A 22,659-nucleotide genomic window follows, 5' to 3' on the forward strand; every position below is an offset into this window, starting at 1 on the left:
ATTTATTGCGTTCGGCAGCAGCAAAGGACGCTCAACTCCTTCATGGTAAGGATAATGTCATCCACTTCAATTGATGAAACCGGATGATGTTTATCTATGGTATAGAGCTGGCGAGCGGCATCGTATCCCGGTCCCCAAACCCTACTATTAACATATTCACCGTGAAGGTCATTGCCATATAAACTCACTAATGGCTTCTTCCATGCTGCAGCAATATGTACAATCGCCGTGTCAGGTGAAATCACCATGTCCGCCAAACGCACAATCTCACAGGCACTGGTCAAAGTATGATAAGGATTAATGACCGCATCCAGATGCGTCAACTGACTAATTCTTGCAGGATCACCCACCAGAATAATTTCAACCTGATCCCATTCGCGTTTAATTTTTTCGATTAATGCTTTCAGTTGCGTCAGCGACATATCCCGACGAGGATCGGCTGCATAGGGATTTATAACAACTTTATATGGCGCTGCGATAGCCGACATAAAGTCATGAATTTCACTGCGCACCGAGTCAGGCACATGAATATCATAATCCGTACTGAATGAGATAAAATCAAAACTCTCCATTAGTAACTGATAACGTTCTGTAACGTGACTAGAGTATCCGAGATAATCTAATGACTTGTTATAGATGTTGAAGCCTGCCTTATTAAATCCAACGACATTACGGGCATCGAGTTTCTTAAGTAACAGCAAGTGGAAGGGAGATATTTTGTCTCCCATATCGATAACCACATCATAGTTATTTTTCGCCAGAGCTTTAGCTTGCTCAAGCTTATGCTTGTTATCTTTTTCCACTACGTAATACTTATTCACGTAAGGATTGAATTCGATAATTTTGGCATTATTTTTTCCTGCCAAAACATCAACAACATAACCCGCGCGCTTGAATTCACGAAATAGTGAGGTTGAAACGACCATATCGCCGATTTTATCGTCATCACGTAAAAAAAGAACCGATTTACGATCAGAAATAGCAAACTCTCGCTTAGTGCGATGATCTAATATCAGCCGTGCAATGTGTAAGCGTAGCGATTTCATCAAATAATTACGCTGACGATTTAGCGCACGAAGCCTGGCAAATTTTTTTTTCTTATCCACGGCTGGTTTGTCCGGAATTTTCAGAGGAGTGTAATAAGCTCTCAAGCTGAGTAAAGACTTGTTGCGCAGTAACCGATGAAAGATTGTTATCCTGCGCCTTTAATTCATGCTGATTCTTGCCATATCCGCCAATCAATCCCGGATCGGTGGGACCAAACAAGGTGATATTCGGACGATCCAGCGCCGCCGTCAGATGACTTAAACCGGTATCCACCGACACCACCGCGCGCGCGCCGGCTAACTGCTGCGCCACCTGCTCCAGCGTTAACTTTGGCAGTACTTCAACATGGTCGAAGCCTTCGGCCAGACGCTGTGCGCGTTGATGTTCATGCTCTGCGCCCCACGGCAATTTCACGCGCAATCCTGTTGGCTGCACTAACTCAATCAGCGCACGCCAGTGTGATTCCGGCCAGTGTTTGTTATCACGCGTGGTGGCGTGCAGAAACACCAGATAAGGTTGAGCGTCGTTGGGCAGCGTAGAGCGGAAATGACCGGCAATCGCGTAGTCGCCCTGCGTTGCAGGCTTTTCATAGCCGAGGCTTTTGGCAAAAAGCTCGCGCGTGCGTTCGACGGCATGCTGTTGCTTGTTGATTTCATGGCGTTTGTCATACCACCAGCTGGCGAAAGGTTCACGTGCGCTGCGGCTGTCCTGCCCGTGCTTCTCGCCTTTTGCCAGGCGCGTAACCAGCGCGGCGCTTTTGATCAAACCTTGTGCATCCAGCACCACATCATACTGACGCGATTGCAGCTCACGCTTAAATTGCACACGCTCTTCACGCTGCTGGCTGCCAAACCAGTGCTTGCGCCAGCGGCGAATCGCCACCGGCAGCACTTTATCGACCGCAGGATGCCAGGCTGGAATTTGAGCGAAGTTTTCTTCAACCACCCAATCAAACTTGATGCCAGGGATCGCCTGCATCGCATCCGTAAGCGCCGGTAAGGTATGCAGCACGTCTCCCATTGAGGAGGTTTTAACAATCAAAACGTGCATCTTTACTCCTGCACCGGATGCAACAGCGCGCTCAGTTCCTGATGGACGCGCGCTGGCTGAATATCAATCAGGCTCTGGTGATAACCTTGCTCGGCATCACCTTTGCGGACTTTGTGATAGCCGGTGATCAAACGAATAATGCGCGCGTGCTGAGACAACGGCGGCGTGAAGTCCGGGCTGCTTGGGCCATACAGCGCCACCAGCGGACGATTCAACGCCGCGGCGATATGCATCAGACCGGAATCGTTACTGACCACCGCTGCACAGTTCGCCAGCAGGATCACCGCTTGCTCGAGTTGCGTCTCACCCGCCAGATTTTTGCAGTGCGCACGCGCCGCTTCTGACAGCGTCTGCACAATGGTGTCGCCGGTTTCACGATCTTTCGCCGAACCGAACAACACCAGCTGATAACCTTCGCCAATCAGCTGCTCTGCCAGCGCGGCATAATGATAGTGCGGCCAGCGCTTCGCCGGGCCAAACTCTGCGCCCGGACAAAATCCAATCACCGGACGATCGGCGGACAGCGCAAACTGCGCCGCCGTCATCCGCTTTTCATCTTCATCGACACGCAATTGCGGCCACAGCAAGGGCTGCGGCAACTGCTGCGCGGAAGCAATTGGTTTGTCGTAGCCGAGCGCCACATAGCGCTCAACCATCAACGGAAAGGCCGCTTTGTCCAGCACGCGGACATCATTCAACACGCCATAGCGCATCTCGCCACGCCAGCCGGTGCGACGTTTGATCCCGGCGAAAAACGGCACCAGCGCAGATTTGAAGGAGTTCGGCAGCACATAGGCGCGGTCATAGCCGCTGGCCTGCAGGGTTTTCCCCAAACGACGACGCTCGCCTAGCGCCAATGCGCCGTGGCCGAGCGGCATCGCCAGCGCCTGATTCACTTCCGGCATACGCGACAGCAATGGGCGGCACCAGGCCGGCGCCATCACGTCGATCACCGCTTCAGGATGCTCAGCCTTGAGCGTGCGATAGAGACTTTGCGACATCATCATATCGCCGACCCATGATGGGCCAATAACCAGAATTTTCATCGCTGCTGCCGGTTTCCTTATGCGTTACGGTTCAGCCAGGCCATGTATTCGCCCACGCCTTGCGCGACGGTTTTGAACGGCTTGTCGTAACCGGCTGCACGCAGATTGGTGAGATCGGCTTGGGTAAACGCCTGATAACGGCCTTTCAGCTTGTCCGGGAACGGAATGTATTCAATCTGGCCTTTCTGATGGAAGTTCAGCACCGCATCCGCCACTTCCTGGAAAGATTCAGCACGGCCAGTTCCGCAGTTGTAGATACCGGAAACACCGTTTTCCCAGCACCACAGATTTACCGCAACCACGTCATCAACGTGGATGAAGTCGCGGCGGAAATCGTCGCTGCCTTCGAACAGTTTTGGATTTTCACCGTTGCTGATCTGCGTGTTGAGGTGGAACGCGACGCTCGCCATGCCGCCTTTGTGGCCTTCACGCGGACCGTACACGTTGAAGTAGCGGAAGCCGCACACTGGCGATTCAGCTTCAGGCAGAATCTGGCGCACATAGTGATCGAACAGCATTTTCGAGTAGCCGTAAACGTTCAGCGGCTGCTCGTACTGGCGCTCTTCGATGAAGTTCTCATTGCGTCCGCCGTAAGTGGCAGCAGAAGAGGCGTAAAGGAACGGGATTTCGCGCTCGAGGCAGAAGTGCAGCAGATCTTTCGAGTACTGATAGTTGTTATCCATCATGTACTTGCCATCCCACTCGGTGGTTGCGGAACACGCACCTTCATGGAAAACGGCTTCGATGGGGCCGAGATCTTCACCAGACATGATGTAGCTGAGGAATTCCTCTTTATCCATGTAATCGGCGATGTCGAGATCCGCCAGATTCACGAACTTGGTGCCATCCTTCAGATTATCCACCACCAAAATGTCGGTCAGACCGCGGTCGTTGAGCGCTTTAACAATGTTGCTGCCAATCATGCCAGCGCCACCGGTTACGATAATCATATGCTTTGCCTTTAAAGAGTTGGGGGGAAACAGGAGGTTTCACCCACGAATGCCTATCATCATAACATTTCAGCCAGACGCAGGCAGCCAGATGACTCCGTATGCGCTGCACAAATCCTGTTCGCAGCGTGAACTATGCTGCAAAACCGAGATATTGATGGCTGAAATATCGTCTATTCGCTTTTCGATCAGTAATATGTGCCAAAATTTTGCTATCTGAGGAGCAGAATCATGTCCAGTCAGTTTTATTCGCAAATTCGTCAACAACTTGAGACAACACGTCAGGACGGATTGTTCAAACAAGAACGCACCATCACGTCGGCGCAGCAGGCAGAAATCAACGTTGCCAACAGCCCGCCCGTCATCAACTTTTGCGCCAATAACTATTTGGGTTTAGCCAATCATCCGGCATTGATCCAGGCGGCGAAAGACGGCATGGATTCGCACGGTTTTGGCATGGCGTCGGTGCGCTTTATCTGCGGCACGCAAGACATCCACCAGCAGCTGGAACATAAGCTGGCTGAGTTCCTCGGCATGGAAGAGGCGATTCTGTTCTCGTCCTGCTTTGATGCCAACGGCGGCCTGTTTGAAACGCTGCTCAGCGCCGAAGACGCGATTATTTCCGACGCCCTCAATCACGCCTCGATCATTGATGGTGTGCGTCTGTGTAAAGCGCAGCGCTATCGTTACGCCAATAACGACATGAGTGAGCTGCGTGCGCGTTTACAGGAAGCACGCGACAAAGGCGCGCGCCACATCCTGATTGCCACCGACGGCGTGTTCTCGATGGATGGCGTGATTGCTAATCTGCAGGGCATTTGCGATCTGGCCGATGAGTTCGATGCGCTGGTGATGGTCGATGATTCCCATGCGGTGGGCTTTGTCGGTTCTGCCGGACGCGGCACGCACGAATATTGCGGCGTGATGGATCGCGTCGACATTCTGACCGGTACGCTGGGCAAAGCGCTGGGTGGCGCATCCGGCGGCTACGTGGCGGCGAAGAAAGAAGTGGTTGAGTGGCTGCGTCAGCGCTCGCGTCCTTATCTGTTCTCCAACTCGCTGGCACCGGCGATTGTGGCTGCCTCGCTGCGCGTGCTGGAGTTGCTGAGCGAAGGCGACGGTTTACGTCAGCGTCTGTGGGAAAACGCCCGCTTCTTCCGTGAACAGATGACGGCCGCAGGCTTCACGCTGGCCGGCGCCGATCACGCCATCATCCCGGTGATGCTAGGCGATGCCAAAGTGGCGCAGCAATTTGCCACCCTGTTGCAGCAGGAAGGAATCTACGTCACAGGCTTCTTCTATCCGGTGGTGCCGCAAGGTCAGGCGCGTATCCGCACGCAGATCTCTGCCGGACATACGCAGGCGCAGCTGGAGCACGCCGTGGCGGCCTTCACCCGCATTGGTCAACAGCTGGGCGTTATTTCAGGAGCAGGGAAATGAAAGCACTCGCCAAATTAAAAGCCGAAGAAGGCATTTGGATGGTCAGGGACGCGCCGATTCCCGAACCCGGCCATAACGACCTGCTGATTAAGATTCGTAAAACCGCTATCTGCGGCACCGACGTGCACATCTACAACTGGGATGACTGGTCGCGCAAAACCATTCCGGTGCCGATGATCACCGGCCACGAATATGTGGGTGAAGTGGTGGGAATGGGTCAGGAAGTTAAGGGCTTTGCTGTTGGCGATCGCGTTTCCGGTGAAGGCCACATCACCTGCGGTCATTGCCGTAATTGCCGCGCCGGACGCACGCATCTGTGCCGCAACACGGTAGGCGTTGGCGTCAATCGTCAGGGCTGCTTTGCCGAATATCTGGTGATTCCGGCGTTTAACGCCTTCAAAATTCCCGACAACATTTCTGACGAGCTGGCGGCGATTTTCGACCCCTTTGGCAATGCGGTACACACCGCGCTGTCGTTCGATCTGGTGGGCGAAGATGTGCTGATCTCCGGTGCCGGGCCGATTGGCATCATGGCGGCGGCGGTGTGTAAGCACGTCGGCGCACGCCATGTGGTGATCACCGACATCAACGACTATCGCCTCGATCTGGCGCGCAAAATGGGCGTAACGCGCGCCGTCAACGTAGCGCAGGAAAACCTGCGTGGCGTGATGGCCGAACTCGGCATGACCGAAGGTTTTGATGTCGGTCTGGAGATGTCTGGTGCGCCACCGGCGTTCCGCACCTTGCTGGAGGTGATGAACCACGGCGGCCGCATCGCGCTGCTGGGCATTCCGCCGGGCGAGATGTCCATCGACTGGAATCAGGTGATCTTTAAAGGCTTGTTCATTAAAGGCATCTACGGCCGTGAGATGTTCGAAACCTGGTACAAGATGGCGGCGCTGATTCAGTCCGGCCTCGATCTCACGCCTATCATAACCCATCGCTATCACATCGATGAGTTCCAGCAGGGCTTTGAAGAGATGCGCTCGGGAAGATCCGGCAAAGTGGTGTTGAGCTGGGATTAAACCTGTGGTGTGGCGTCCCGATGACCTAAACGGTATAAAGGGCGCTCTATTCAGCAACTCATTTGGACGTGACATGCGCATTTTGATGATTATTGATGGTTTACCGGGCGGCGGCGCGGAAAAAGTCGTGTTAACCCTGAGCGAATCGATTCATAAAATGGGACATCATGTCACGCTCTATTCTCTGGATGAGACCTGCGCCTACACGCTGCCGGAAGGCGTTGAATACCGCGTGATCACCGCGCCAAGCCGTGCGCCGTGGCGCAAGTTGACCGAGCTTTCCCGCCGTGCCAGTAAGCTTGATGAAGTGTTGCGTCAGGATGAAGCACAGCACGGCAAGTACGATTTGGTCATCTCCAATCTGCACAAAACCGACCGCATCGTCGCGCGTAGTAACGCTATTGATCCGGCGCGCTTGTGGTTCTGCATCCATGGCGTACTCTCTTCAACCTATTTGGGTCATCGTAAAGGACTCAACTACTGGTTAAAAAAACGCAAGATGGCGGGTATTTATCAGCATCGTAATATCACCGCTGTTTCGCAAGCCGTGCTGGATGACATGGTTGATGTAATGGATGTGCATCCCGCCAAAACCGCAGTCATCAATAATCCTTTTGATCTAAATACGTTACGCACGCGCGCAAACGAACCCTGCGATCTGGCTAGCAGCGAGTATCTGATTAACGTGGCGCGCATCCATCCGCAAAAACGCCAGGATCGTCTGCTGGAAGCCTTTGCCCAATCAGGCCTAGCATCGCGCGCTAAGCTGGTGCTGCTTGGCACCGGTACCGAAGAACGCATTGCCGCAGCGAAACAGCTGGCACAGACGCTTAATATTGCCGATCGCGTGCTGTTTCTTGGTTTTCAATCCAACCCTTTCCCGTACATCAAACATGCACATCTGATGGTGATGAGTTCGGACAGCGAAGGTTTTGGCAATGTGATAGTGGAATCATTGATGCTGGGCACGCCGGTAATCAGCACGCGCTGCCCCGGCGGACCGGAAGAAATTCTGGTGAAAGCCGGCATGCCTGAAATGCTCACTGAGATCGATGCAGGTGCCTTAGCCAGCAAGATGGTCGAGGTTTACGACCAGTTGCCAGCCATCAATGAACAGGCGTTGAGCCATTACGATGTGACGGCTATCAGCCGTCAATATGTTGAGCTGGCGTCACGTTAACGCTGCTGTAATTGCTGCCATGCCTGCCAGACCGTTTCTAGCGAGACATCGCGACATTCGCCCGAAGCGGTCTGCATGATCTGATATTCCCCTGACCACGGATGCCACCGGCTGGCATTGGTATCACCAAAAAACACCACCTGCTTTTTATGCAGCCCTGCGGCAAGATGCATCTGCCCGCCATCGCTACACAGAATCTGCTCACAACGATCAAAACCCGCCACCAGTTCGCGCACTGATGCGGTGGGATAGCGCGCCACACGCGGCGAATTGACCAACTGCATCAGCTCATCGGTGCGTGCTGCATCGCCTTTATCATTGAGATCGAGCGTTCCCTGCGGCGACCAGAATACCAGCACGCGCGCCTGCTCATCTTCCAGCAGCTTATTGATAAAAGCCGCATAGGATGCAACCGGCCAGCGGCGCTTTGGGCTGCGGCTACTGATGTGCACACCGTAAACCTTGCCCAATGAGGGGAACAGAGCGCTGATTCGTTTGCCAGCCGCTTCACGTTCGCTGGCGGAGAGATAGAGATTCACAGCGGGTACAGCGGGCGGAGTGCTGGTTAATGCTGAGAGATAAGAGTAGGTGTGTTCAACCTGATGCTCGCCGTGAAAATCACTTTTCTGGAAGGGATGATCAAGCTGCGCATCAGCCTGAGCCGCGCCAATCACGTTCCCTGCACCGGCCATTTTCGCCAATCGCAGACTGTATTTACACGGCACAGGATTCGCCAGAATCGTGGCATCAAAGCGCGTTTTACGCAGCGCCAGCATGACCTTTATTCGCTGCCAATAGACACCCAGCGTGGTTTCATTTTTAGCGCGGTGCTTGGCTTTCTTGTAAACATACAGGCGATCAACATGCGGATTATGGCTCACCACATCCTCAGCAACTTTATTTACCAACAAGGTCAGTTTTGCCTCGGGAAAGGCCCGTTTTAATCCTTCCAGTAGCGGCGTGGTACACACCATGTCGCCAATGTTATCGCGCCTAATCACGAGAATATTTTTCATGCTGATGCCCAGATTGAGGAGTGTTGTCTCGCTTATCCACTAAGACAAACTCAAAAAAAATGCGGAAAACCAGGGAACAAAAGGTTTTTGACCATTAATGTGCAAAAAGTTCTGAATTCCTTACTAATAATTGATGTAATAAATTTGTAAATTATTAGATGAACAATGTCGCAAAATATCCCTTTGCTCTCGGTCATCACGCCGCTTTTCAACGCTGGCGTGATGTTTGAGACGTTTATGAATTCGCTGCTGGCTCAAACTCTCACCTCACTGGAAATCATCATTGTCGATGATGGCTCCACTGACGGTTCGGGCGAGCGTGCTGACGCTTACGCGTTGCAGCACCCGCATGTGCGTGTTATCCACCAGGCCAACGGCGGCGTTTCGCGCGCACGTAATGCGGGCTTAGCGGTGGCGCGCGGTAAGTACGTTTCGTTTCCGGATGCTGACGACACCATGGATCCCGCGATGTATCAAACGCTGGTTGAGATGGCGGAGCGCGACAATCTCGATGCCGCACAGTGCAACGCGGAATGGTTTTTCAAAGCCAGCCAGCAAGTGAAACCATTGATTCCGCTCGATCGCCTCACCAGCACCGAGGTACTTAGCGGTCCTGAGTGGCTCAATAAGGCACTGCAAACCCATCGCTATATGCATGTGGTTTGGCTGGGCATTTACCGCCGAGAATTGATCGAACAGCTCAGACTCTACTTTGAACCCGGTCTGCATCATCAGGACATTCCGTGGACCACCGAGTTCATGCTCAATGCCCAACGTGTGCGTTACACCGATAAAGTGCTGTATTGCTATTACATGCATGATGCTTCGATCAGCAACCGTAAGCGCACTGGCCAGCGCAACGTGGAATATCAGCGTCATTACCTGAGAATCGCGCAGTTGCTGGAAGAGCTCAATGCACGCTACCGACATAAGGTAAAAATCTACCCGGCATTTCACTACCAGATTACGCATGAGGCGCTCAGCGTCTGCCACTGTATTCGCCGCGAGCCCGAAGAGAGCGCACGTCAGGCGATGATTGCCGATCTGTTCGCCACGCAAACTCACAAGCGCATGCTGCGTAACGCGCGCGGTATTCAACAATGGTATCAACTGCTGCTGTGGATGAGCCGGATTTATCGCTGGCGCAAGAAATAAGCGCCGCGTCTGGCTTTCACGCCTTTGGGGTTTGCCCTACAATCAGCTGACTGAATTCTGAGATCATTTGAGTATGGCAAGCCCGATTCCAGACCAATTTGCACCGAATAATATTCTGCTGATCAAGCTGCGCCATCACGGCGATATGCTGCTGACCACGCCCGCGATTAACGCGCTGCGCCAACGCTATCCTCAGGCGAACATCGACGTTCTGCTGTACAAAGAAACCCGTCCAATGCTGGAGGCACATCCAGCTATACGCCAGTTACACATCATCGATCGCAACTGGAAGAAGGAAGGCGGCTGGCAGAAATTCCGCCATGAAATGGCCCTGCTTTCCGCGGTGCGCGCTTGTCGTTATGACCTGGTGATTAACCTCGCCGATCAGTGGCGCAGCGCCATCATTACCGGATTCTCTGGCGCGCCGGTGCGCATCGGTTTTGCCTTCCGCAAACGTGATAACGCCTTATGGCGCTGGATACACAATCAGCTGGTCAGTACGGAAGATCATAATCAGCTGCATACCGTCGAACAGAATATGGCCGCGCTGAAGCCGCTGGGCATCAGCGCCGCTGGCGCAAAAGCCTCAATGCATTTCAGCACAGCCGATCAACAAAAAGTGCAGGATGTACTGGCTCAGCATGCGGTGAAAATGCCGTTTGTTGTGGTGCAACCCACTTCACGCTGGCTGTTCAAATGCTGGGAAGATGAAAAAGTCGCACTGCTAATCGATGCACTTGCTGCCGAAGGCCGCACCGTGGTGCTGACCGCGGCGCCGGACCAGAAAGAAATTGCAATGATCGCCAATATTCAGTCGCTGTTTCGCAGCCACAACGTAGTGTCGCTGGCTGGAGAGTTATCCTTGCCGCAGCTGGCGGCGCTGATTGATGCGGCACAGCTGTTTATCGGCGTAGATTCTGCGCCGATGCATATGGCCGCCGCGCTGGAAACGCCGTGTCTCGCGCTGTTTGGACCCACCAAGCTGCAACACTGGCGTCCGTGGGGCGATCACAATCGCGTGATTTGGGCCGGTGATTATGGCCCGCTGCCCTCGCCAGACGACATCGATACCAACACACAACAGCGCTATCTTTCTGCCATTCCCGTTGAGGATGTGGTGGCTGCCGCCCGGAGTTTTTTGCATGAGTAAGTTACGCCTGGCGATTGTCCGGCAGAAATACCGCCCAGACGGCGGCGCCGAACGTTTTATCTCGCGTGCGCTGGAAGCGCTGGATAGCGAGCAGCTCGATCTCAATATCATCACCCGCAGCTGGCAGGGCACGCCGAATCCGGCCTGGCATCTGCACATCTGCAATCCAGCGAAATTCGGTCGCATCTCGCGCGAGCGCGGTTTTGCGCGAGCGGCGCGTGAATGCTGGGAACGCGAGAAGTTCGATATCGTGCAAAGCCACGAACGCATTGCCGGCTGCGATATCTTTCGCGCCGGTGATGGCGTGCATCGTGTATGGCTGGAACAGCGCGCGCGCATCGTGTCGCCGTGGCAGCGTTTCAGCACGCAAATCAGTCCTTATCATCGCTACGTGTTGCAGGCCGAAGCCGAGATGTTTAACGCGCCATCGTTGAAAGCGGTGATCTGCAACTCTGAGATGGTAAAGCAGGATATTTTGCGTAATTTCTCGCTCAATGCCAGCAAGATCCACGTCATTCACAACGCGATTGATAGCCAACGCTTCCAGCCCGCCAGTGAAACTTTGCGCCATGCCGCACGTCAGCAGCTCAAACTGCCGCAAGATGCCACGGTAATGATTTACGTGGGTTCGGGCTTTGAGCGCAAAGGCTTAAAAGCGGCGATTGAAGCGGTGGCGAAAAGCGATCGCTATCTGGTGGTGGTCGGCCAGGATAAGCAGCTGTCGCGCTATCAGCAGTTGGCAAACCAGCTGAATTGCCTCGATCGCTTACGCTTCGTCGGCGTGCAGCAGGATGTGCAGCCGTTCTACCATGCAGCCGATGCGCTGCTGCTGCCTACGCTTTATGATCCCTTCCCAAATGTGGTGCTGGAAGCGATGGCTTGCGGTCTGGCGGTGATCACCAGCACCGGCTGCGGCGGCGCAGAGTTTATCACTGCGGGTCAGGAAGGTTTTGTCTGCGATGCATTAAATATCAACGCGTTAAACGAAGCCGTGCTGGCAACACCGGCGCTTTCACACAATTCTGCCATGGGCGAAGCCGCACGTCGCAGAATTGAACCTTATGGTCCGCAGCGGCTGGCGCAAGCGCTAACCTCGCTGTATCAGCAAGTGCTGCAGACCAGCTGACGAAGTGGTATGAGCAGGCGGTTAATTTCTGATAACATGCCGCCTTTCATCTGTTTTTTGACGCGATTCTGTCGTAACGGTAACTATGACGACTCTATACACAGCCTTGCTCTACCTGATTCAGCCACTGATCTGGCTGCGCCTGTGGCTGCGCGGTCGAAAAGCACCGGCTTATCGTAAACGCTGGGCAGAACGCTACGGCTATTGCAGCGGAAAAGTGCTGCCACATGGCATTGTGCTGCACTCGGTTTCCGTCGGCGAAACGCTGGCGGCAGTGCCGCTGGTACGCGCGCTGCGCCACCGTTATCCAACGCTGCCGATTACCGTCACCACCATGACGCCAACCGGTTCCGAACGTGCGCAGTCAGCGTTTGGTAAAGATGTGCACCACGTCTACCTGCCGTACGATCTGCCGGGTTCGATCAACCGTTTCCTCGATACCGTCGATCCGCGACTGGTGATCATCATGGAAACCGAGCTGTGGCCAAACATTATCCGTATTCTGCATCAGCGCAAGATTCCGCTGGTGATTGCCAACGCGCGCCTGTCTGAGCGCTCGGCCAAAGGCTACAAAAAGCTCGGCGGCTTCATGCGCGACTTGTTGCAGCGCATCACGCTGATTGCCGCGCAAAACGCCGAAGATGGCGACCGTTTCCTCAGCCTTGGCCTGAAACGTTCGCATCTCACCGTTACCGGCAGCCTCAAGTTTGATATCTCCGTGACGCCAGAGCTGGCGGCAAAAGCGGTCACGCTGCGCCGTCAGTGGGCATCGCGTCGTCCGGTGTGGATCGCGACCAGCACTCACGAAGGCGAAGAGGCGATTGTGCTCGATGCCCATCGTCGTCTGCTGCAACAGTTCCCCGATCTGCTGCTGATTTTGGTGCCGCGCCATCCGGAACGTTTCAAAGATGCCTGCGACCTGACGCAAAAACGCGGCTTCAGCTTTACCCTGCGCAGCAGCGGCGAAATTCCTTCAAGCTCCACGCAAGTGGTGATTGGCGACACCATGGGCGAACTGATGATGCTATACGGCATCGCCGACCTCGCCTTTGTTGGCGGCAGCCTGGTTGAGCGCGGCGGCCACAATCCGCTGGAACCGGCAGCACATGCCATTCCGGTGCTGATGGGCCCGCACATCTGGAACTTCAAAGATATCTGCGCCAAGCTGCAGCAGGCCGAAGGGCTGATTACCGTCACTGACGTGGTATCGCTGCAGAAAGAGGTCGCTAATTTGCTGCAGGATGACGATTATCGCCGCTATTACGGCCGTCATGCTGTGGAAGTGCTGCATCAAAATCAGGGCGCATTACAGCGTCTGCTACAGTTACTCGAACCTCACTTACCGCCGCGAGCTCATTAATTCATGTCGCAACGCCAACGTCTCTCCGTGGTGATGATCGCCAAAAACGAAGCTGAACTGCTGCCGGAGGCGCTGGCTTCTGTCAGTTGGGCGGATGAGATTGTGGTGCTCGATTCCGGCAGCAGCGACAACACGGTGCAGGTGGCTCGCGAACAGGGCGCGCAGGTTTTCCAGGCTGAAGGCTGGCAGGGATTTGGCAAGCAGCGCCAGCGCGCGCAGGCCCATGCGCAAGGCGAGATGATTTTGATGATCGATGCCGACGAGCGCGTCACACCCGAACTGCGTCGCGCTATTGAGCAGGTTCTCGCGCAGCCCGCCTCGGACAACGTTTACAGCCTCGGTCGCAGCAATCTGTTTCTCGGCCGGTTTATGCGCCACAGCGGCTGGTACCCCGATCGCGTTATGCGCCTCTATCCGCGCAAGCTCAATTACAACGACAATCTGGTGCACGAATCACTGGAGACGCAAGGAGCGCCGGTGGTGAAGCTGGCGGGCGATCTGCAGCATCTCACCTGTCGTGACCTGATTGCCTTTCAGCGTAAGCAGATGAACTATGCCGAAGCCTGGGCGCAGGAGCGTTTCCAGCGCGGCAAACGCTGCGGCTTGTTATCAATCTTTAGCCACACGCTCGGCGCATTTGTTAAAACGCTGCTGCTGCGCGCCGGTTTTCTCGATGGCAAGCAGGGCTGGATTTTGGCGGTGGTTAACGCGCAGTACACTTTCAACAAATACTCGGCGCTCTGGGCGCTGCATCACACCTCAACACAAGGTCGCGTATGAGTACGAAAGCGATTTATCCCGGCACCTTTGATCCCTTCACCTTGGGTCATCTGGATATTGTGACGCGTGCAGCGAAAATGTTTGACCGCATCGTCGTGGCGATTGCCGCCAGCCCGAGTAAAAAGCCGCTGTTCAGTCTGGATGAGCGCGTGGATATGGCGCGTCAGGTGACGGCACATCTGCCGAATGTCGAGGTGATCGGGTTTAGCGACCTGATGGCGAACTTTGCCCAGGCGCAGAATGCCAATGTGCTAGTGCGTGGATTGCGTGCGGTGTCAGATTTTGAATATGAGCTGCAGCTGGCGCAGATGAATCGTCATCTGTTACCCACGCTGGAGAGCGTGTTCCTGATGCCGTCAGAAGGTTTTTCGTTCGTCTCTTCTTCGCTGGTCAAAGAAGTCGCGCGCCATGCCGGTGACGTGCAGGCATTTCTGCCTGCCGTTGTGCACAAGGCGTTACTGGCGCGACTGGCGCAGCCTTAACTCAGTGCTGGCAGCGTGGACACCAGAAGGTGCTGCGCTGACCATGTTTGCCGCTGACAATCGGCGTACCGCAGGCACGACAAGGTTCGCCGGCGCGACCATAAACCTGCAACTCCTGCGCGAAGTAGCCTGGCTTACCGTCCGTTTGCAGGAAATCTCGCAGCGTGGTGCCGCCCTGCTCAATCGAACGTAACAGCACCGCTTTAATGGTGTTAACCAGCAGCTCGGCCTCTTCCTGACTCAAACTCATTGCCGAACGATCGGGCAAGATCCCGGCAGTAAACAGCGATTCGCTGGCGTAGATGTTCCCGACGCCCACCACCACTTTGTTATCCATCAGCCACTGTTTAATCACGGTGCGTTTGCCGCGTGACTTTTCAAACAGATAGGCACCATCAAATTCGCTGCTGAGCGGTTCCGGACCGAGATGCGCCAGCACGCTGCTGCCTGCGAGATCATTGCTCCACAGCCAGGCGCCAAAACGACGTGGATCGGTGTAGCGCAGGACTTTGCCGTTGCTCATCACCAGATCGACGTGGTCATGTTTGGCGGCCGGTTGTTCGCCAGGTAGCACGCGCAGACTGCCGGACATGCCGAGGTGAATGATGATCCAGCCATGCGGCAGTTCGAGCAGCAGATATTTAGCGCGACGCTGCACGCTCAATACGGGTTGGTCGCTCAGCGCGTGGATTTCATGCGAGACCGGCCAGCGCAAACGTGGATTGCGCACCACCGCATGCAGAATCGTGGCACCGACCATGTGGGGTTCGATACCGCGACGACTGGTTTCTACCTCAGGTAATTCAGGCATTTCATCTCCTCAACGAATCGCAGAAACAAAAAACCCGGCCGAAGCCGGGTTTTTCACAGAACACTAAAATTACTTAATTTTAGCTTCTTTGTAGATCACGTGCTGACGTACAACCGGATCGAACTTTTTCAGTTCTAATTTCTCTGGTTTAGTACGTTTGTTCTTCGTGGTGGTATAGAAGTGACCTGTACCAGCAGAGGAAACCAGCTTGATCTTCTCACGAATACCTTTAGCCATGATTCAGTTCCTTAGTACTTCTCACCACGGGCGCGGATTTCGGTCAGAACCGTATCGATGCCCTTTTTATCAATAACACGCATACCTTTAGCAGATACACGCAGAGTAACGAAGCGCTTTTCGCTCTCAACCCAGAAACGGTGAGAGTGCAGGTTCGGCAGGAAACGGCGTTTCGTCGCGTTCATTGCGTGGGAACGGTTGTTACCCGTTACCGGACGCTTTCCAGTTACCTGGCAGACTCGTGACATTTCTATTCTCCAAAAATCAAATCAGCTCGAGCTTTAAAAACTAGGTTTTGGCCGCCTCGTCAGGCCTTAGCCCGCCCAGGCGAGTTCCATGTGAACCCGCTAAGCTGGCCCAAACGCCAAACCCGAGATTCTCAAAGGTGGCGTAGTATACGCCGCTCAGCCCGAGTGCTCAAGTCCCGAACAGATAAAGATCCCTCTGGATCGCGCAAAAATGCCCTATTTCTGTTCAGTTGAATCGATGAATTACAACCAACCGCGCTCGGCGAAAGAGGTAAACTCGCCGTGACCGATCACCAAATGATCAAGTAAACGGATATTGAGCAGCGCGCACGCTTGCCCGACTTTTCCCGTAATATCGCGGTCGGCGCGACTGGGTTCAGCGATTCCCGACGGATGATTGTGCGCCAGAATTACCGCCGCCGCGTTGAGTTTCAGCGCTTCGCGCACGATTTCGCGCGGGTGAACTTCCACGCTGGCAATCGAACCGGAAAACATCTTCTGCGCCTGCAGGACGCGGTGCTGATTATCAAGGAACAGCGCCATAAACACTTCGCGCTCCTGATGCGCCAGCACGCTTTGCAGGTAATGGCGTGTCACCTGCGGATTCTCCATCACGTTTTCCCGCGCCAGCTGACTGGCAAAAAATCGCCTTCCCAGTTCGGCGATGGCATACAGCTGCGTCATTTTGGCGCTGCCCACGCCTTTAATCTGCCCGAGCTCCTCTTTGCTGGCCGTCATAATGCGATAGAGCGAACCAAACTCGTTCAGCATCTGATGCGCCAACAGCAGCACGCTGGTGCCGGTGATGCCGGTACGCAAAAAAATCGCCAGCAGCTCAGCATCACTCAACACTTCAGCGCCCATTAACATCAGTTTTTCCCGTGGTGCCAGTTCCGTCATGACCATCTCCTCCCTGCGTTGCGGCGATTCTGCGCGTCAGCCACAGTCAGCGCCAGCACGCGGTGAACGATTTCAGAGCCGGCTCGCAAAGGCCGCAGGCAGTGAAAAGGCGCGCTGCGGATTTTGTGATAAAGTTGCCTGCATCTGCCGCCCCTGACGCGGCAATCTGCTTTGAGGCGAACAACATGACGGGATTAGCCGGAAAGAAAATTCTGCTGGGCGTGAGCGGCGGCATCGCTGCATATAAAGCGCCGGAGCTGGTGCGTCGGCTGCGCGATCGCGGTGCTGATGTGCGCGTAATGATGACCGAAGCGGCCAAAGCCTTTATTACCCCGCTAAGCCTGCAGGCGGTTTCCGGTTATCCAGTATTTGATGATTTGCTCGACCCGGCAGCCGAAGCGGCGATGGGCCATATTGAACTGGCGAAATGGGCAGATTTAATTGTGCTGGCGCCGGCCACTGCCGATCTGATTGCCCGCGTCACTGCCGGTATGGCAAATGATTTGGTCACTACCGCGTGCCTGGCAAGCGCAGCGCCGGTTGCCATCGTCCCGGCCATGAATCAACAGATGTACCGCGCGGCGATCACGCAAGAGAACCTGCAACGTCTGCATCAGCGCGGCGTGCTGATTTGGGGCCCCGACAGCGGCAGCCAGGCGTGCGGCGATATGGGTCCCGGCCGCATGCTCGATCCGCTGGCGATTGTGGCGCACGCGCTTGAATGGGCTGCGCCCGTCAACGATCTGCAACATCTCCACATTATGATCACCGCCGGTCCAACCCGCGAAGCGCTGGACCCGGTGCGTTATATCAGCAACCACAGCTCGGGCAAGATGGGCTTTGCGATTGCTGCGGCTGCGGCCAAACGCGGTGCCAAGGTGACGCTGGTTGCCGGTCCGGTGGCGCTGCCAACGCCAGCTGGCGTGCAACGCGTGGACGTCGACAGCGCGCTGGAGATGGAAGCGGCGGTGATGGCGCAAATCCAGCAACAACATATTTTCATTGCCAGCGCAGCCGTGGCAGACTACCGGGCGGCTAACATTGCCGCAGAGAAAATCAAAAAACAGGGTGGCGACGATAGCGTCACGCTGCAGTTGGTGAAGAACCCCGATATTGTCGCAGGCGTAGCGGCGCTGCAGGAAAATCGCCCTTATGTTGTGGGATTTGCTGCCGAAACCCAGAATGTGGAAGAATACGCGCGGCAAAAACGGGTGCGAAAAAACCTGGATCTGATTTGTGCTAATGATGTGGCGCAGGCGGGTCAGGGCTTCAATAGCGACACCAATGCTCTTCACCTTTTTTGGCAGGAAGGAGAAAAAGTCTTACCGCTCAGTGATAAGACGCTCCTTGGCCAACAATTAATAGACGAGATTGTCAGCCGTTATGATGAAAAAAATCGACGTTAAAATTCTTGATGCACGCGTGGGCAACGAATTCCCGCTGCCGACTTATGCAACCTCGGGTTCCGCAGGTCTCGATTTGCGCGCTTGTCTTGATGACGCACTGGAAATCGCACCGGGCATGACCACGCTGGTGCCGACTGGCCTGGCGATTCACATTGCCGATCCAAGCCTGGCTGCGGTGATTTTGCCGCGCTCCGGTCTTGGCCATAAGCATGGCATCGTGCTGGGCAACCTGGTTGGCTTAATCGACTCTGATTACCAAGGCCAACTGATGGTTTCTGTCTGGAACCGCGGTCAGGACAGCTTCACGCTGCAACCTGGCGACCGTTTGGCACAGCTGGTCTTCGTGCCAGTGGTACAGGCCGAATTTAACCTGGTGGAAGATTTTGACACCAGCGACCGCGGCGCAGGCGGCTTCGGTCACTCAGGCCGTCAGTAATACGCGACACTTTTCGCTTAGCCATCTTTTTATTTCTTGTCGCCACAGGCCGCTATGTCTGTGGCAGATGAGGCAGTATTGCCTGTTTTTGGTGAATTTCAGGGGTGTTGAAGGTCATGGCAGAAAAAAAAGTCGCGAAACGGAATCGTCGCGAAGAGATTTTGCAGGCACTGGCGCAAATGCTGGAGTCGGGCGATGGCAGTCAGCGCATCACCACCGCGAAGCTGGCTGCGAATGTCGGCGTGTCGGAAGCGGCGCTTTATCGCCACTTTCCCAGCAAAACGCGCATGTTTGACAGCCTGATCGAGTTTATTGAAGACAGTCTGATTACCCGCATCAATCTGATCCTGAAAGATGAAAAAGAGACGCTGACGCGACTGCGTTTAATCGTGCAGCTGATTCTGGGATTTGGTGAGCGTAATCCGGGGCTGACGCGCATTTTGACCGGTCACGCGCTGATGTTTGAACAAGATCGCCTGCAAGGGCGTATCAATCAGCTGTTCGAGCGTATTGAAGTGCAGCTGCGTCAGGTGATGCGCGAGAAGAAAATGCGTGATGGTGAAGGTTTCCAGAACGACGAAACGCTGCTGGCGAGCCAGTTACTGGCGTTTTGTGAAGGGCTGCTGTCGCGCTATGTGCGCTCCGAATTCCGCTTTCGTCCGACCGCAGATTTCGAGAGCCGCTGGCCGCTGATGGCGGCGCAGTTGGTTTAATTTCCCAGGTCGCTGCCCCTCACCCTAGCCCTCTCCCGCAAGCGGGCGAGGGAACCGATCGGCGCTGATTGATCGAATATATGGCAGCGTCTCCCTCTCCCGCCTGCGGGAGAGGGTCGGGGTGAGGGACAGCACGCACTGTCCCTCTCATCTTTAAATTCCGTACTCTTTACGATACGCGCGCACTTTCGCCAGATGGTCAGCCATCTCCGGCTTCTCTTCCAGGTAATCAATCAGCTCAGCCAGCGTAATAATCGCCGTGACTTTGCACTTATAGTCACGTTCCACTTCCTGAATCGCCGAAATATCGCTGCGGCCGCGTTCCTGACGATCCAGCGAAATCAACACGCCCGCCAATGTCGCGTTGTGCGCACTGATGATATCCATTGATTCACGAATCGCGGTACCGGCGGTGATCACATCATCCACCAGCATCACTTTGCCTTGCAGCGGGCTGCCCACCAGCAAACCGCCTTCGCCGTGGTCTTTGGCTTCTTTACGGTTAAAGCAGTAAGGCACGTCACGTTCATGATGATCGGCCAGCGCTACCGCAGTGGTGGTGGCAATCGGGATGCCTTTGTACGCCGGGCCAAACAGCAGATCGAAATCAACGCCGCCATCGACGAGCGCCTGCGCGTAGAAACGGCCTAACAGCGCTAAATCGCGACCGGTATTAAACAGACCGGCATTGAAGAAATAGGGGCTTTTACGTCCCGATTTCAGGGTGAACTCACCAAACTTCAGCACCCCTTTGTTCAGGGCGAATTCAATAAACTGACGCTGCCAGGCTTTCATTTCTCACTCCTCAAATAAAGAAAAGGCGACTCTATGGTCGCCTGTTACATCAATTAGTTAGCGCCGCTTTCTGCGCCTGAATCAACTGCTCAATGCCGCCTCGCGCCAGCGCCAGCAGCTGCAGTAACTCGTCGTGGCTGAAGGGTTCGCCTTCTGCGGTGCCCTGCACTTCAATCATGCGACCGTCTTCGGTCATCACCACGTTCATGTCAGTTTCTGCGGCGGAATCTTCCACATACTCCAGATCGCACAGCGCTTCACCGCCGACGATGCCGACAGAAATCGCCGCCACCATGCCTTTCAGCGGGCTGGCTTTCAGCTTGCCCGCCGCCACCAGCGCATTCAGCGCATCGGCCAGCGCCACGCAGGCACCGGTAATGGATGCAGTACGCGTACCGCCATCGGCCTGAATCACATCGCAATCCAGCGTGATGGTGAATTCACCCAGCGCTTGCAAATCCACGGCCGCACGCAGTGAACGGGCGATCAGACGCTGAATCTCCAGCGTACGTCCGCCCTGTTTGCCTTTGGCGGCTTCACGCGCCATGCGGCTATGGGTAGAACGCGGCAGCATGCCGTATTCCGCGGTAATCCAGCCTTGACCTTTGCCTTTGAGGAAACGCGGCACGCTCTCTTCGACGGTTGCGGTGCACAGCACTTTGGTTTCGCCGAATTCAACGAGCACAGAGCCTTCTGCATGTTTGGTGTAGTGACGAGTGAGTGTGACGGGACGTGTTTCAGATGCACTACGGCCTGCTGGACGCATGGTTTCTCTCCGGCTTGCTTAGGTTTGGCTGCGCATTATACGGACTTCAGCTGCGGCTGTCCCGCCCGCGATCGCCACAATCCTGGATGAAATTCTGTGGTGGCTGTGGCTAAATGCGCGTTTCCTCCCTTAAAAAGATAAATGATGATCGCGATACTCCATTTCCTGCTGGCGCTGGTGGTGATCTTTGCCCTTGCGCTGTTGGTCAGCCACGACCGCAAACGCATTCGTCCCCGCTTTATTATTCAGCTGCTGATTGTCGAAGCCGCGCTGGGCTGGTTCTTCCTGCACTCGTCGGGCGGCCAATCGGTGGTTTCTGCGGTGGGCGGCTTCTTTGAAACCTTATTAACCTTCGCCGCGCAAGGGACCAACTTTGTCTTCGGCAATATGGCGGATCAGGGATTAGCCTTTATTTTCCTCGGCGTGCTCTGCCCGATTGTGTTTATTTCCGCACTGATCGGCATTTTGCAGCACTGGCGCATTCTGCCGCTGCTGATTCGCGCCGTTGGCACTCTGTTATCGAAAGTGAATGGCATGGGCAAGCTGGAGTCGTTTAACGCCGTCAGCACCTTGATTCTCGGCCAGTCGGAAAACTTCATCGCCTATAAAGGCATTCTTGCCGATATCTCCGCACCGCGTATGTACACCATGGCGGCGACGGCGATGTCGACGGTTTCGCTGTCGATTGTTGGCGCGTATATGTCGATGATTGATGCCAAATATGTGGTTGCGGCGCTGCTGCTCAATATGTTCAGCACCTTTATTATCCTGTCGATCATCAATCCAACCCGTCCGGAAAATGAAGAGCAGATTGCGCTGGATAAGATGCACGAAGATCAGAGCTTCTTTGAGATGCTGGGCGAATACATTCTCGCCGGTTTTAAAGTGGCGATGATCATCATGGCGATGCTGATTGGCTTTATCGCGCTGATTGCAGCGATCAATGCGCTGTTTTCTGCGGTATTTGGCTACAGCTTCCAGCAACTGCTCGGTTACGTTTTCTATCCGTTTGCGTGGCTGGTTGGCATTCCCTCCGCCGATGCCTTGCAGGCAGCGAGTATTATGGCCACCAAACTGGTAGCAAATGAATTTGTCGCGATGATCGAGCTGAAGAAAGTGGCGGCTGAGATGACGCCGCGCGGACTGGGGATTCTGTCGGTGTTCCTGGTGTCGTTCGCTAACTTCGCTTCAATCGGCATCGTTGCCGGTGCGATTAAAGGCCTGAACGAAAAACAGGGCAATGTGGTTTCACGCTTTGGCTGGAAGCTGGTGTATGGCTCTACGCTGGTGAGCTTGCTCTCGGCCGCGTTTGCCGGGCTGTTTATCTGATAACGCATGGCGGCTGCATGGCCGTAATGCTCGTCAGTTAAGCATCTTTCGGTCACCATAAATGGCGACCCTACAAAGGATTGGCGCGTTTTTCGTAGGGTGCGCATTCTTGCGCACCTGCATACATATGCAAATGAATGTTTAACTGAGTGGCATTATTTGTCAGTCTCTCGTAGATGAGTTAAGTGACCAACCTCTCAACTCTCAATCC

Annotated in this window: 24 protein-coding genes; 13 read left to right on the top strand and 11 right to left on the bottom strand. The window is 54.8% G+C overall.

Translation table 11 applies throughout. From position 1 onward, the window contains the following. Positions 1 to 2: 2 nt before the first annotated feature. The 4 genes from HX773_RS15515 to rfaD are packed head-to-tail and all read right to left on the bottom strand — an operon-like array spanning position 3 to position 4,093. The gene (locus HX773_RS15515; protein ID WP_176972251.1) at positions 3 to 1,106 is read right to left on the bottom strand and encodes a glycosyltransferase family 9 protein; all 1,104 of its coding nucleotides are present in this window, start codon (positions 1,104 to 1,106) and stop codon (positions 3 to 5) included. After that, on the bottom strand, positions 1,099 to 2,097 hold the full coding sequence (gene rfaC / locus HX773_RS15520; protein WP_176972252.1) for a lipopolysaccharide heptosyltransferase RfaC: 999 nt from the start codon (positions 2,095 to 2,097) through the stop codon (positions 1,099 to 1,101). The genes HX773_RS15515 and rfaC overlap by 8 nt, the downstream gene beginning before the upstream one ends. Positions 2,098 to 2,099: 2 nt before the next feature. Next, positions 2,100 to 3,143: an ADP-heptose--LPS heptosyltransferase RfaF gene (gene rfaF / locus HX773_RS15525; protein WP_176972253.1), complete on the bottom strand. Its 1,044-nt coding sequence runs from the start codon at positions 3,141 to 3,143 to the stop codon at positions 2,100 to 2,102. A gap of 17 nt (positions 3,144 to 3,160) precedes the next feature. Continuing rightward, positions 3,161 to 4,093, bottom strand: coding sequence for an ADP-glyceromanno-heptose 6-epimerase (gene rfaD / locus HX773_RS15530; RefSeq protein WP_008109718.1), 933 nt, complete (start codon positions 4,091 to 4,093; stop codon positions 3,161 to 3,163). Between the two features lie 231 nt (positions 4,094 to 4,324). Between rfaD and HX773_RS15535 the strand changes: the two genes are divergently transcribed. From HX773_RS15535 to HX773_RS15545, 3 genes are all read left to right on the top strand, one after another. After that, entirely contained in the window at positions 4,325 to 5,533 is a 1,209-nt protein-coding gene (locus tag HX773_RS15535; RefSeq protein ID WP_176972254.1) for a glycine C-acetyltransferase, read from the top strand. Beyond that, positions 5,530 to 6,558 (top strand): L-threonine 3-dehydrogenase, encoded by a 1,029-nt coding sequence (gene tdh / locus HX773_RS15540; RefSeq protein WP_176972255.1) that lies wholly within the window; start codon positions 5,530 to 5,532, stop codon positions 6,556 to 6,558. The genes HX773_RS15535 and tdh overlap by 4 nt, the downstream gene beginning before the upstream one ends. A 73-nt stretch (positions 6,559 to 6,631) precedes the next feature. Continuing rightward, on the top strand, positions 6,632 to 7,738 hold the full coding sequence (locus HX773_RS15545) for a glycosyltransferase (RefSeq protein ID WP_176972256.1): 1,107 nt from the start codon (positions 6,632 to 6,634) through the stop codon (positions 7,736 to 7,738). Here HX773_RS15545 and HX773_RS15550 read toward each other — a convergent pair. Continuing rightward, entirely contained in the window at positions 7,735 to 8,754 is a 1,020-nt protein-coding gene (locus tag HX773_RS15550) for a glycosyltransferase family 9 protein (protein ID WP_176972257.1), read from the bottom strand. The two genes, HX773_RS15545 and HX773_RS15550, sit on opposite strands and share 4 nt — an antisense overlap. Before the next feature lie 165 nt (positions 8,755 to 8,919). On the opposite strand from HX773_RS15550, the gene HX773_RS15555 reads away from it, so the two are divergent. The 6 genes from HX773_RS15555 (at position 8,920) to coaD (ending at position 14,807) form a co-directional block, all read left to right on the top strand. Further along, on the top strand, positions 8,920 to 9,909 hold the full coding sequence (locus HX773_RS15555) for a glycosyltransferase (protein WP_176972258.1): 990 nt from the start codon (positions 8,920 to 8,922) through the stop codon (positions 9,907 to 9,909). A gap of 73 nt (positions 9,910 to 9,982) precedes the next feature. Further along, positions 9,983 to 11,059 (top strand): putative lipopolysaccharide heptosyltransferase III, encoded by a 1,077-nt coding sequence (gene rfaQ / locus HX773_RS15560; protein ID WP_176972259.1) that lies wholly within the window; start codon positions 9,983 to 9,985, stop codon positions 11,057 to 11,059. Beyond that, complete coding sequence (locus HX773_RS15565; protein WP_176972260.1) at positions 11,052 to 12,185, top strand: glycosyltransferase family 4 protein; 1,134 nt, start codon at positions 11,052 to 11,054, stop codon at positions 12,183 to 12,185. Before rfaQ ends, HX773_RS15565 begins: the two co-directional genes overlap by 8 nt. Before the next feature lie 85 nt (positions 12,186 to 12,270). After that, on the top strand, positions 12,271 to 13,545 hold the full coding sequence (gene waaA / locus HX773_RS15570; protein WP_007885304.1) for a lipid IV(A) 3-deoxy-D-manno-octulosonic acid transferase: 1,275 nt from the start codon (positions 12,271 to 12,273) through the stop codon (positions 13,543 to 13,545). A 3-nt stretch (positions 13,546 to 13,548) separates the two neighbouring features. Then, on the top strand, positions 13,549 to 14,325 hold the full coding sequence (locus HX773_RS15575; protein WP_176972261.1) for a glycosyltransferase family 2 protein: 777 nt from the start codon (positions 13,549 to 13,551) through the stop codon (positions 14,323 to 14,325). After that, positions 14,322 to 14,807: a pantetheine-phosphate adenylyltransferase gene (coaD, locus tag HX773_RS15580; RefSeq protein ID WP_110868213.1), complete on the top strand. Its 486-nt coding sequence runs from the start codon at positions 14,322 to 14,324 to the stop codon at positions 14,805 to 14,807. The genes HX773_RS15575 and coaD overlap by 4 nt, the downstream gene beginning before the upstream one ends. Position 14,808: 1 nt before the next feature. Here coaD and mutM read toward each other — a convergent pair whose 3' ends face one another. From mutM to radC, 4 genes are all read right to left on the bottom strand, one after another. Continuing rightward, entirely contained in the window at positions 14,809 to 15,618 is an 810-nt protein-coding gene (gene mutM, locus HX773_RS15585) for a bifunctional DNA-formamidopyrimidine glycosylase/DNA-(apurinic or apyrimidinic site) lyase (protein ID WP_008109739.1), read from the bottom strand. A gap of 69 nt (positions 15,619 to 15,687) precedes the next feature. Further along, positions 15,688 to 15,855 carry a 50S ribosomal protein L33 gene (gene rpmG / locus HX773_RS15590; RefSeq protein ID WP_001051798.1) on the bottom strand — a complete coding sequence of 56 codons (168 nt, stop codon included), beginning with the start codon at positions 15,853 to 15,855 and terminating at the stop codon, positions 15,688 to 15,690. Positions 15,856 to 15,866: 11 nt separating this feature from the next. Next, positions 15,867 to 16,103: a 50S ribosomal protein L28 gene (rpmB, locus tag HX773_RS15595; protein WP_007885297.1), complete on the bottom strand. Its 237-nt coding sequence runs from the start codon at positions 16,101 to 16,103 to the stop codon at positions 15,867 to 15,869. Between the two features lie 243 nt (positions 16,104 to 16,346). Beyond that, positions 16,347 to 17,003 (bottom strand): DNA repair protein RadC, encoded by a 657-nt coding sequence (gene radC, locus HX773_RS15600; RefSeq protein ID WP_176972262.1) that lies wholly within the window; start codon positions 17,001 to 17,003, stop codon positions 16,347 to 16,349. A 185-nt stretch (positions 17,004 to 17,188) separates the two neighbouring features. On the opposite strand from radC, the gene coaBC reads away from it, so the two are divergent. From coaBC to slmA, 3 genes are all read left to right on the top strand, one after another. Further along, positions 17,189 to 18,409, top strand: coding sequence for a bifunctional phosphopantothenoylcysteine decarboxylase/phosphopantothenate--cysteine ligase CoaBC (coaBC, locus tag HX773_RS15605; RefSeq protein WP_176972263.1), 1,221 nt, complete (start codon positions 17,189 to 17,191; stop codon positions 18,407 to 18,409). After that, on the top strand, positions 18,387 to 18,845 hold the full coding sequence (gene dut, locus HX773_RS15610) for a dUTP diphosphatase (protein WP_176972264.1): 459 nt from the start codon (positions 18,387 to 18,389) through the stop codon (positions 18,843 to 18,845). The genes coaBC and dut overlap by 23 nt, the downstream gene beginning before the upstream one ends. Before the next feature lie 116 nt (positions 18,846 to 18,961). Further along, positions 18,962 to 19,558: a nucleoid occlusion factor SlmA gene (gene slmA / locus HX773_RS15615; protein ID WP_008109747.1), complete on the top strand. Its 597-nt coding sequence runs from the start codon at positions 18,962 to 18,964 to the stop codon at positions 19,556 to 19,558. Positions 19,559 to 19,711: 153 nt separating this feature from the next. Here the strand turns inward: slmA and pyrE are convergent, their stop codons facing one another. Next, positions 19,712 to 20,353: an orotate phosphoribosyltransferase gene (gene pyrE / locus HX773_RS15620; RefSeq protein WP_008109749.1), complete on the bottom strand. Its 642-nt coding sequence runs from the start codon at positions 20,351 to 20,353 to the stop codon at positions 19,712 to 19,714. 49 nt (positions 20,354 to 20,402) lie between these two features. Next, the gene (gene rph / locus HX773_RS15625; protein WP_101760691.1) at positions 20,403 to 21,119 is read right to left on the bottom strand and encodes a ribonuclease PH; all 717 of its coding nucleotides are present in this window, start codon (positions 21,117 to 21,119) and stop codon (positions 20,403 to 20,405) included. Positions 21,120 to 21,263: 144 nt separating this feature from the next. Between rph and HX773_RS15630 the strand changes: the two genes are divergently transcribed. Further along, positions 21,264 to 22,448: a NupC/NupG family nucleoside CNT transporter gene (locus HX773_RS15630; protein ID WP_176972265.1), complete on the top strand. Its 1,185-nt coding sequence runs from the start codon at positions 21,264 to 21,266 to the stop codon at positions 22,446 to 22,448. The last annotated feature ends 211 nt before the right edge of the window (positions 22,449 to 22,659 follow it).

The organism is Pantoea sp. B9002, assembly GCF_013385945.1.
In the GTDB taxonomy this organism is placed as follows: domain Bacteria; phylum Pseudomonadota; class Gammaproteobacteria; order Enterobacterales; family Enterobacteriaceae; genus Pantoea.

Coding starts and splice junctions, on each gene's coding strand:
- rfaC (WP_176972252.1), bottom strand. CDS start 2,097: ATGCACGTTTTGATTGTTAAAACCTCCTCAATGGGAGACGTGCTGCAT.
- rfaF (WP_176972253.1), bottom strand. CDS start 3,143: ATGAAAATTCTGGTTATTGGCCCATCATGGGTCGGCGATATGATGATG.
- rfaD (WP_008109718.1), bottom strand. CDS start 4,093: ATGATTATCGTAACCGGTGGCGCTGGCATGATTGGCAGCAACATTGTT.
- HX773_RS15535 (WP_176972254.1), top strand. CDS start 4,325: ATGTCCAGTCAGTTTTATTCGCAAATTCGTCAACAACTTGAGACAACA.
- tdh (WP_176972255.1), top strand. CDS start 5,530: ATGAAAGCACTCGCCAAATTAAAAGCCGAAGAAGGCATTTGGATGGTC.
- HX773_RS15545 (WP_176972256.1), top strand. CDS start 6,632: ATGCGCATTTTGATGATTATTGATGGTTTACCGGGCGGCGGCGCGGAA.
- HX773_RS15550 (WP_176972257.1), bottom strand. CDS start 8,754: ATGAAAAATATTCTCGTGATTAGGCGCGATAACATTGGCGACATGGTG.
- HX773_RS15555 (WP_176972258.1), top strand. CDS start 8,920: ATGTCGCAAAATATCCCTTTGCTCTCGGTCATCACGCCGCTTTTCAAC.
- rfaQ (WP_176972259.1), top strand. CDS start 9,983: ATGGCAAGCCCGATTCCAGACCAATTTGCACCGAATAATATTCTGCTG.
- HX773_RS15565 (WP_176972260.1), top strand. CDS start 11,052: ATGAGTAAGTTACGCCTGGCGATTGTCCGGCAGAAATACCGCCCAGAC.
- waaA (WP_007885304.1), top strand. CDS start 12,271: ATGACGACTCTATACACAGCCTTGCTCTACCTGATTCAGCCACTGATC.
- HX773_RS15575 (WP_176972261.1), top strand. CDS start 13,549: ATGTCGCAACGCCAACGTCTCTCCGTGGTGATGATCGCCAAAAACGAA.
- coaD (WP_110868213.1), top strand. CDS start 14,322: ATGAGTACGAAAGCGATTTATCCCGGCACCTTTGATCCCTTCACCTTG.
- mutM (WP_008109739.1), bottom strand. CDS start 15,618: ATGCCTGAATTACCTGAGGTAGAAACCAGTCGTCGCGGTATCGAACCC.
- rpmG (WP_001051798.1), bottom strand. CDS start 15,855: ATGGCTAAAGGTATTCGTGAGAAGATCAAGCTGGTTTCCTCTGCTGGT.
- rpmB (WP_007885297.1), bottom strand. CDS start 16,103: ATGTCACGAGTCTGCCAGGTAACTGGAAAGCGTCCGGTAACGGGTAAC.
- radC (WP_176972262.1), bottom strand. CDS start 17,003: ATGACGGAACTGGCACCACGGGAAAAACTGATGTTAATGGGCGCTGAA.
- coaBC (WP_176972263.1), top strand. CDS start 17,189: ATGACGGGATTAGCCGGAAAGAAAATTCTGCTGGGCGTGAGCGGCGGC.
- dut (WP_176972264.1), top strand. CDS start 18,387: ATGATGAAAAAAATCGACGTTAAAATTCTTGATGCACGCGTGGGCAAC.
- slmA (WP_008109747.1), top strand. CDS start 18,962: ATGGCAGAAAAAAAAGTCGCGAAACGGAATCGTCGCGAAGAGATTTTG.
- pyrE (WP_008109749.1), bottom strand. CDS start 20,353: ATGAAAGCCTGGCAGCGTCAGTTTATTGAATTCGCCCTGAACAAAGGG.
- rph (WP_101760691.1), bottom strand. CDS start 21,119: ATGCGTCCAGCAGGCCGTAGTGCATCTGAAACACGTCCCGTCACACTC.
- HX773_RS15630 (WP_176972265.1), top strand. CDS start 21,264: ATGATCGCGATACTCCATTTCCTGCTGGCGCTGGTGGTGATCTTTGCC.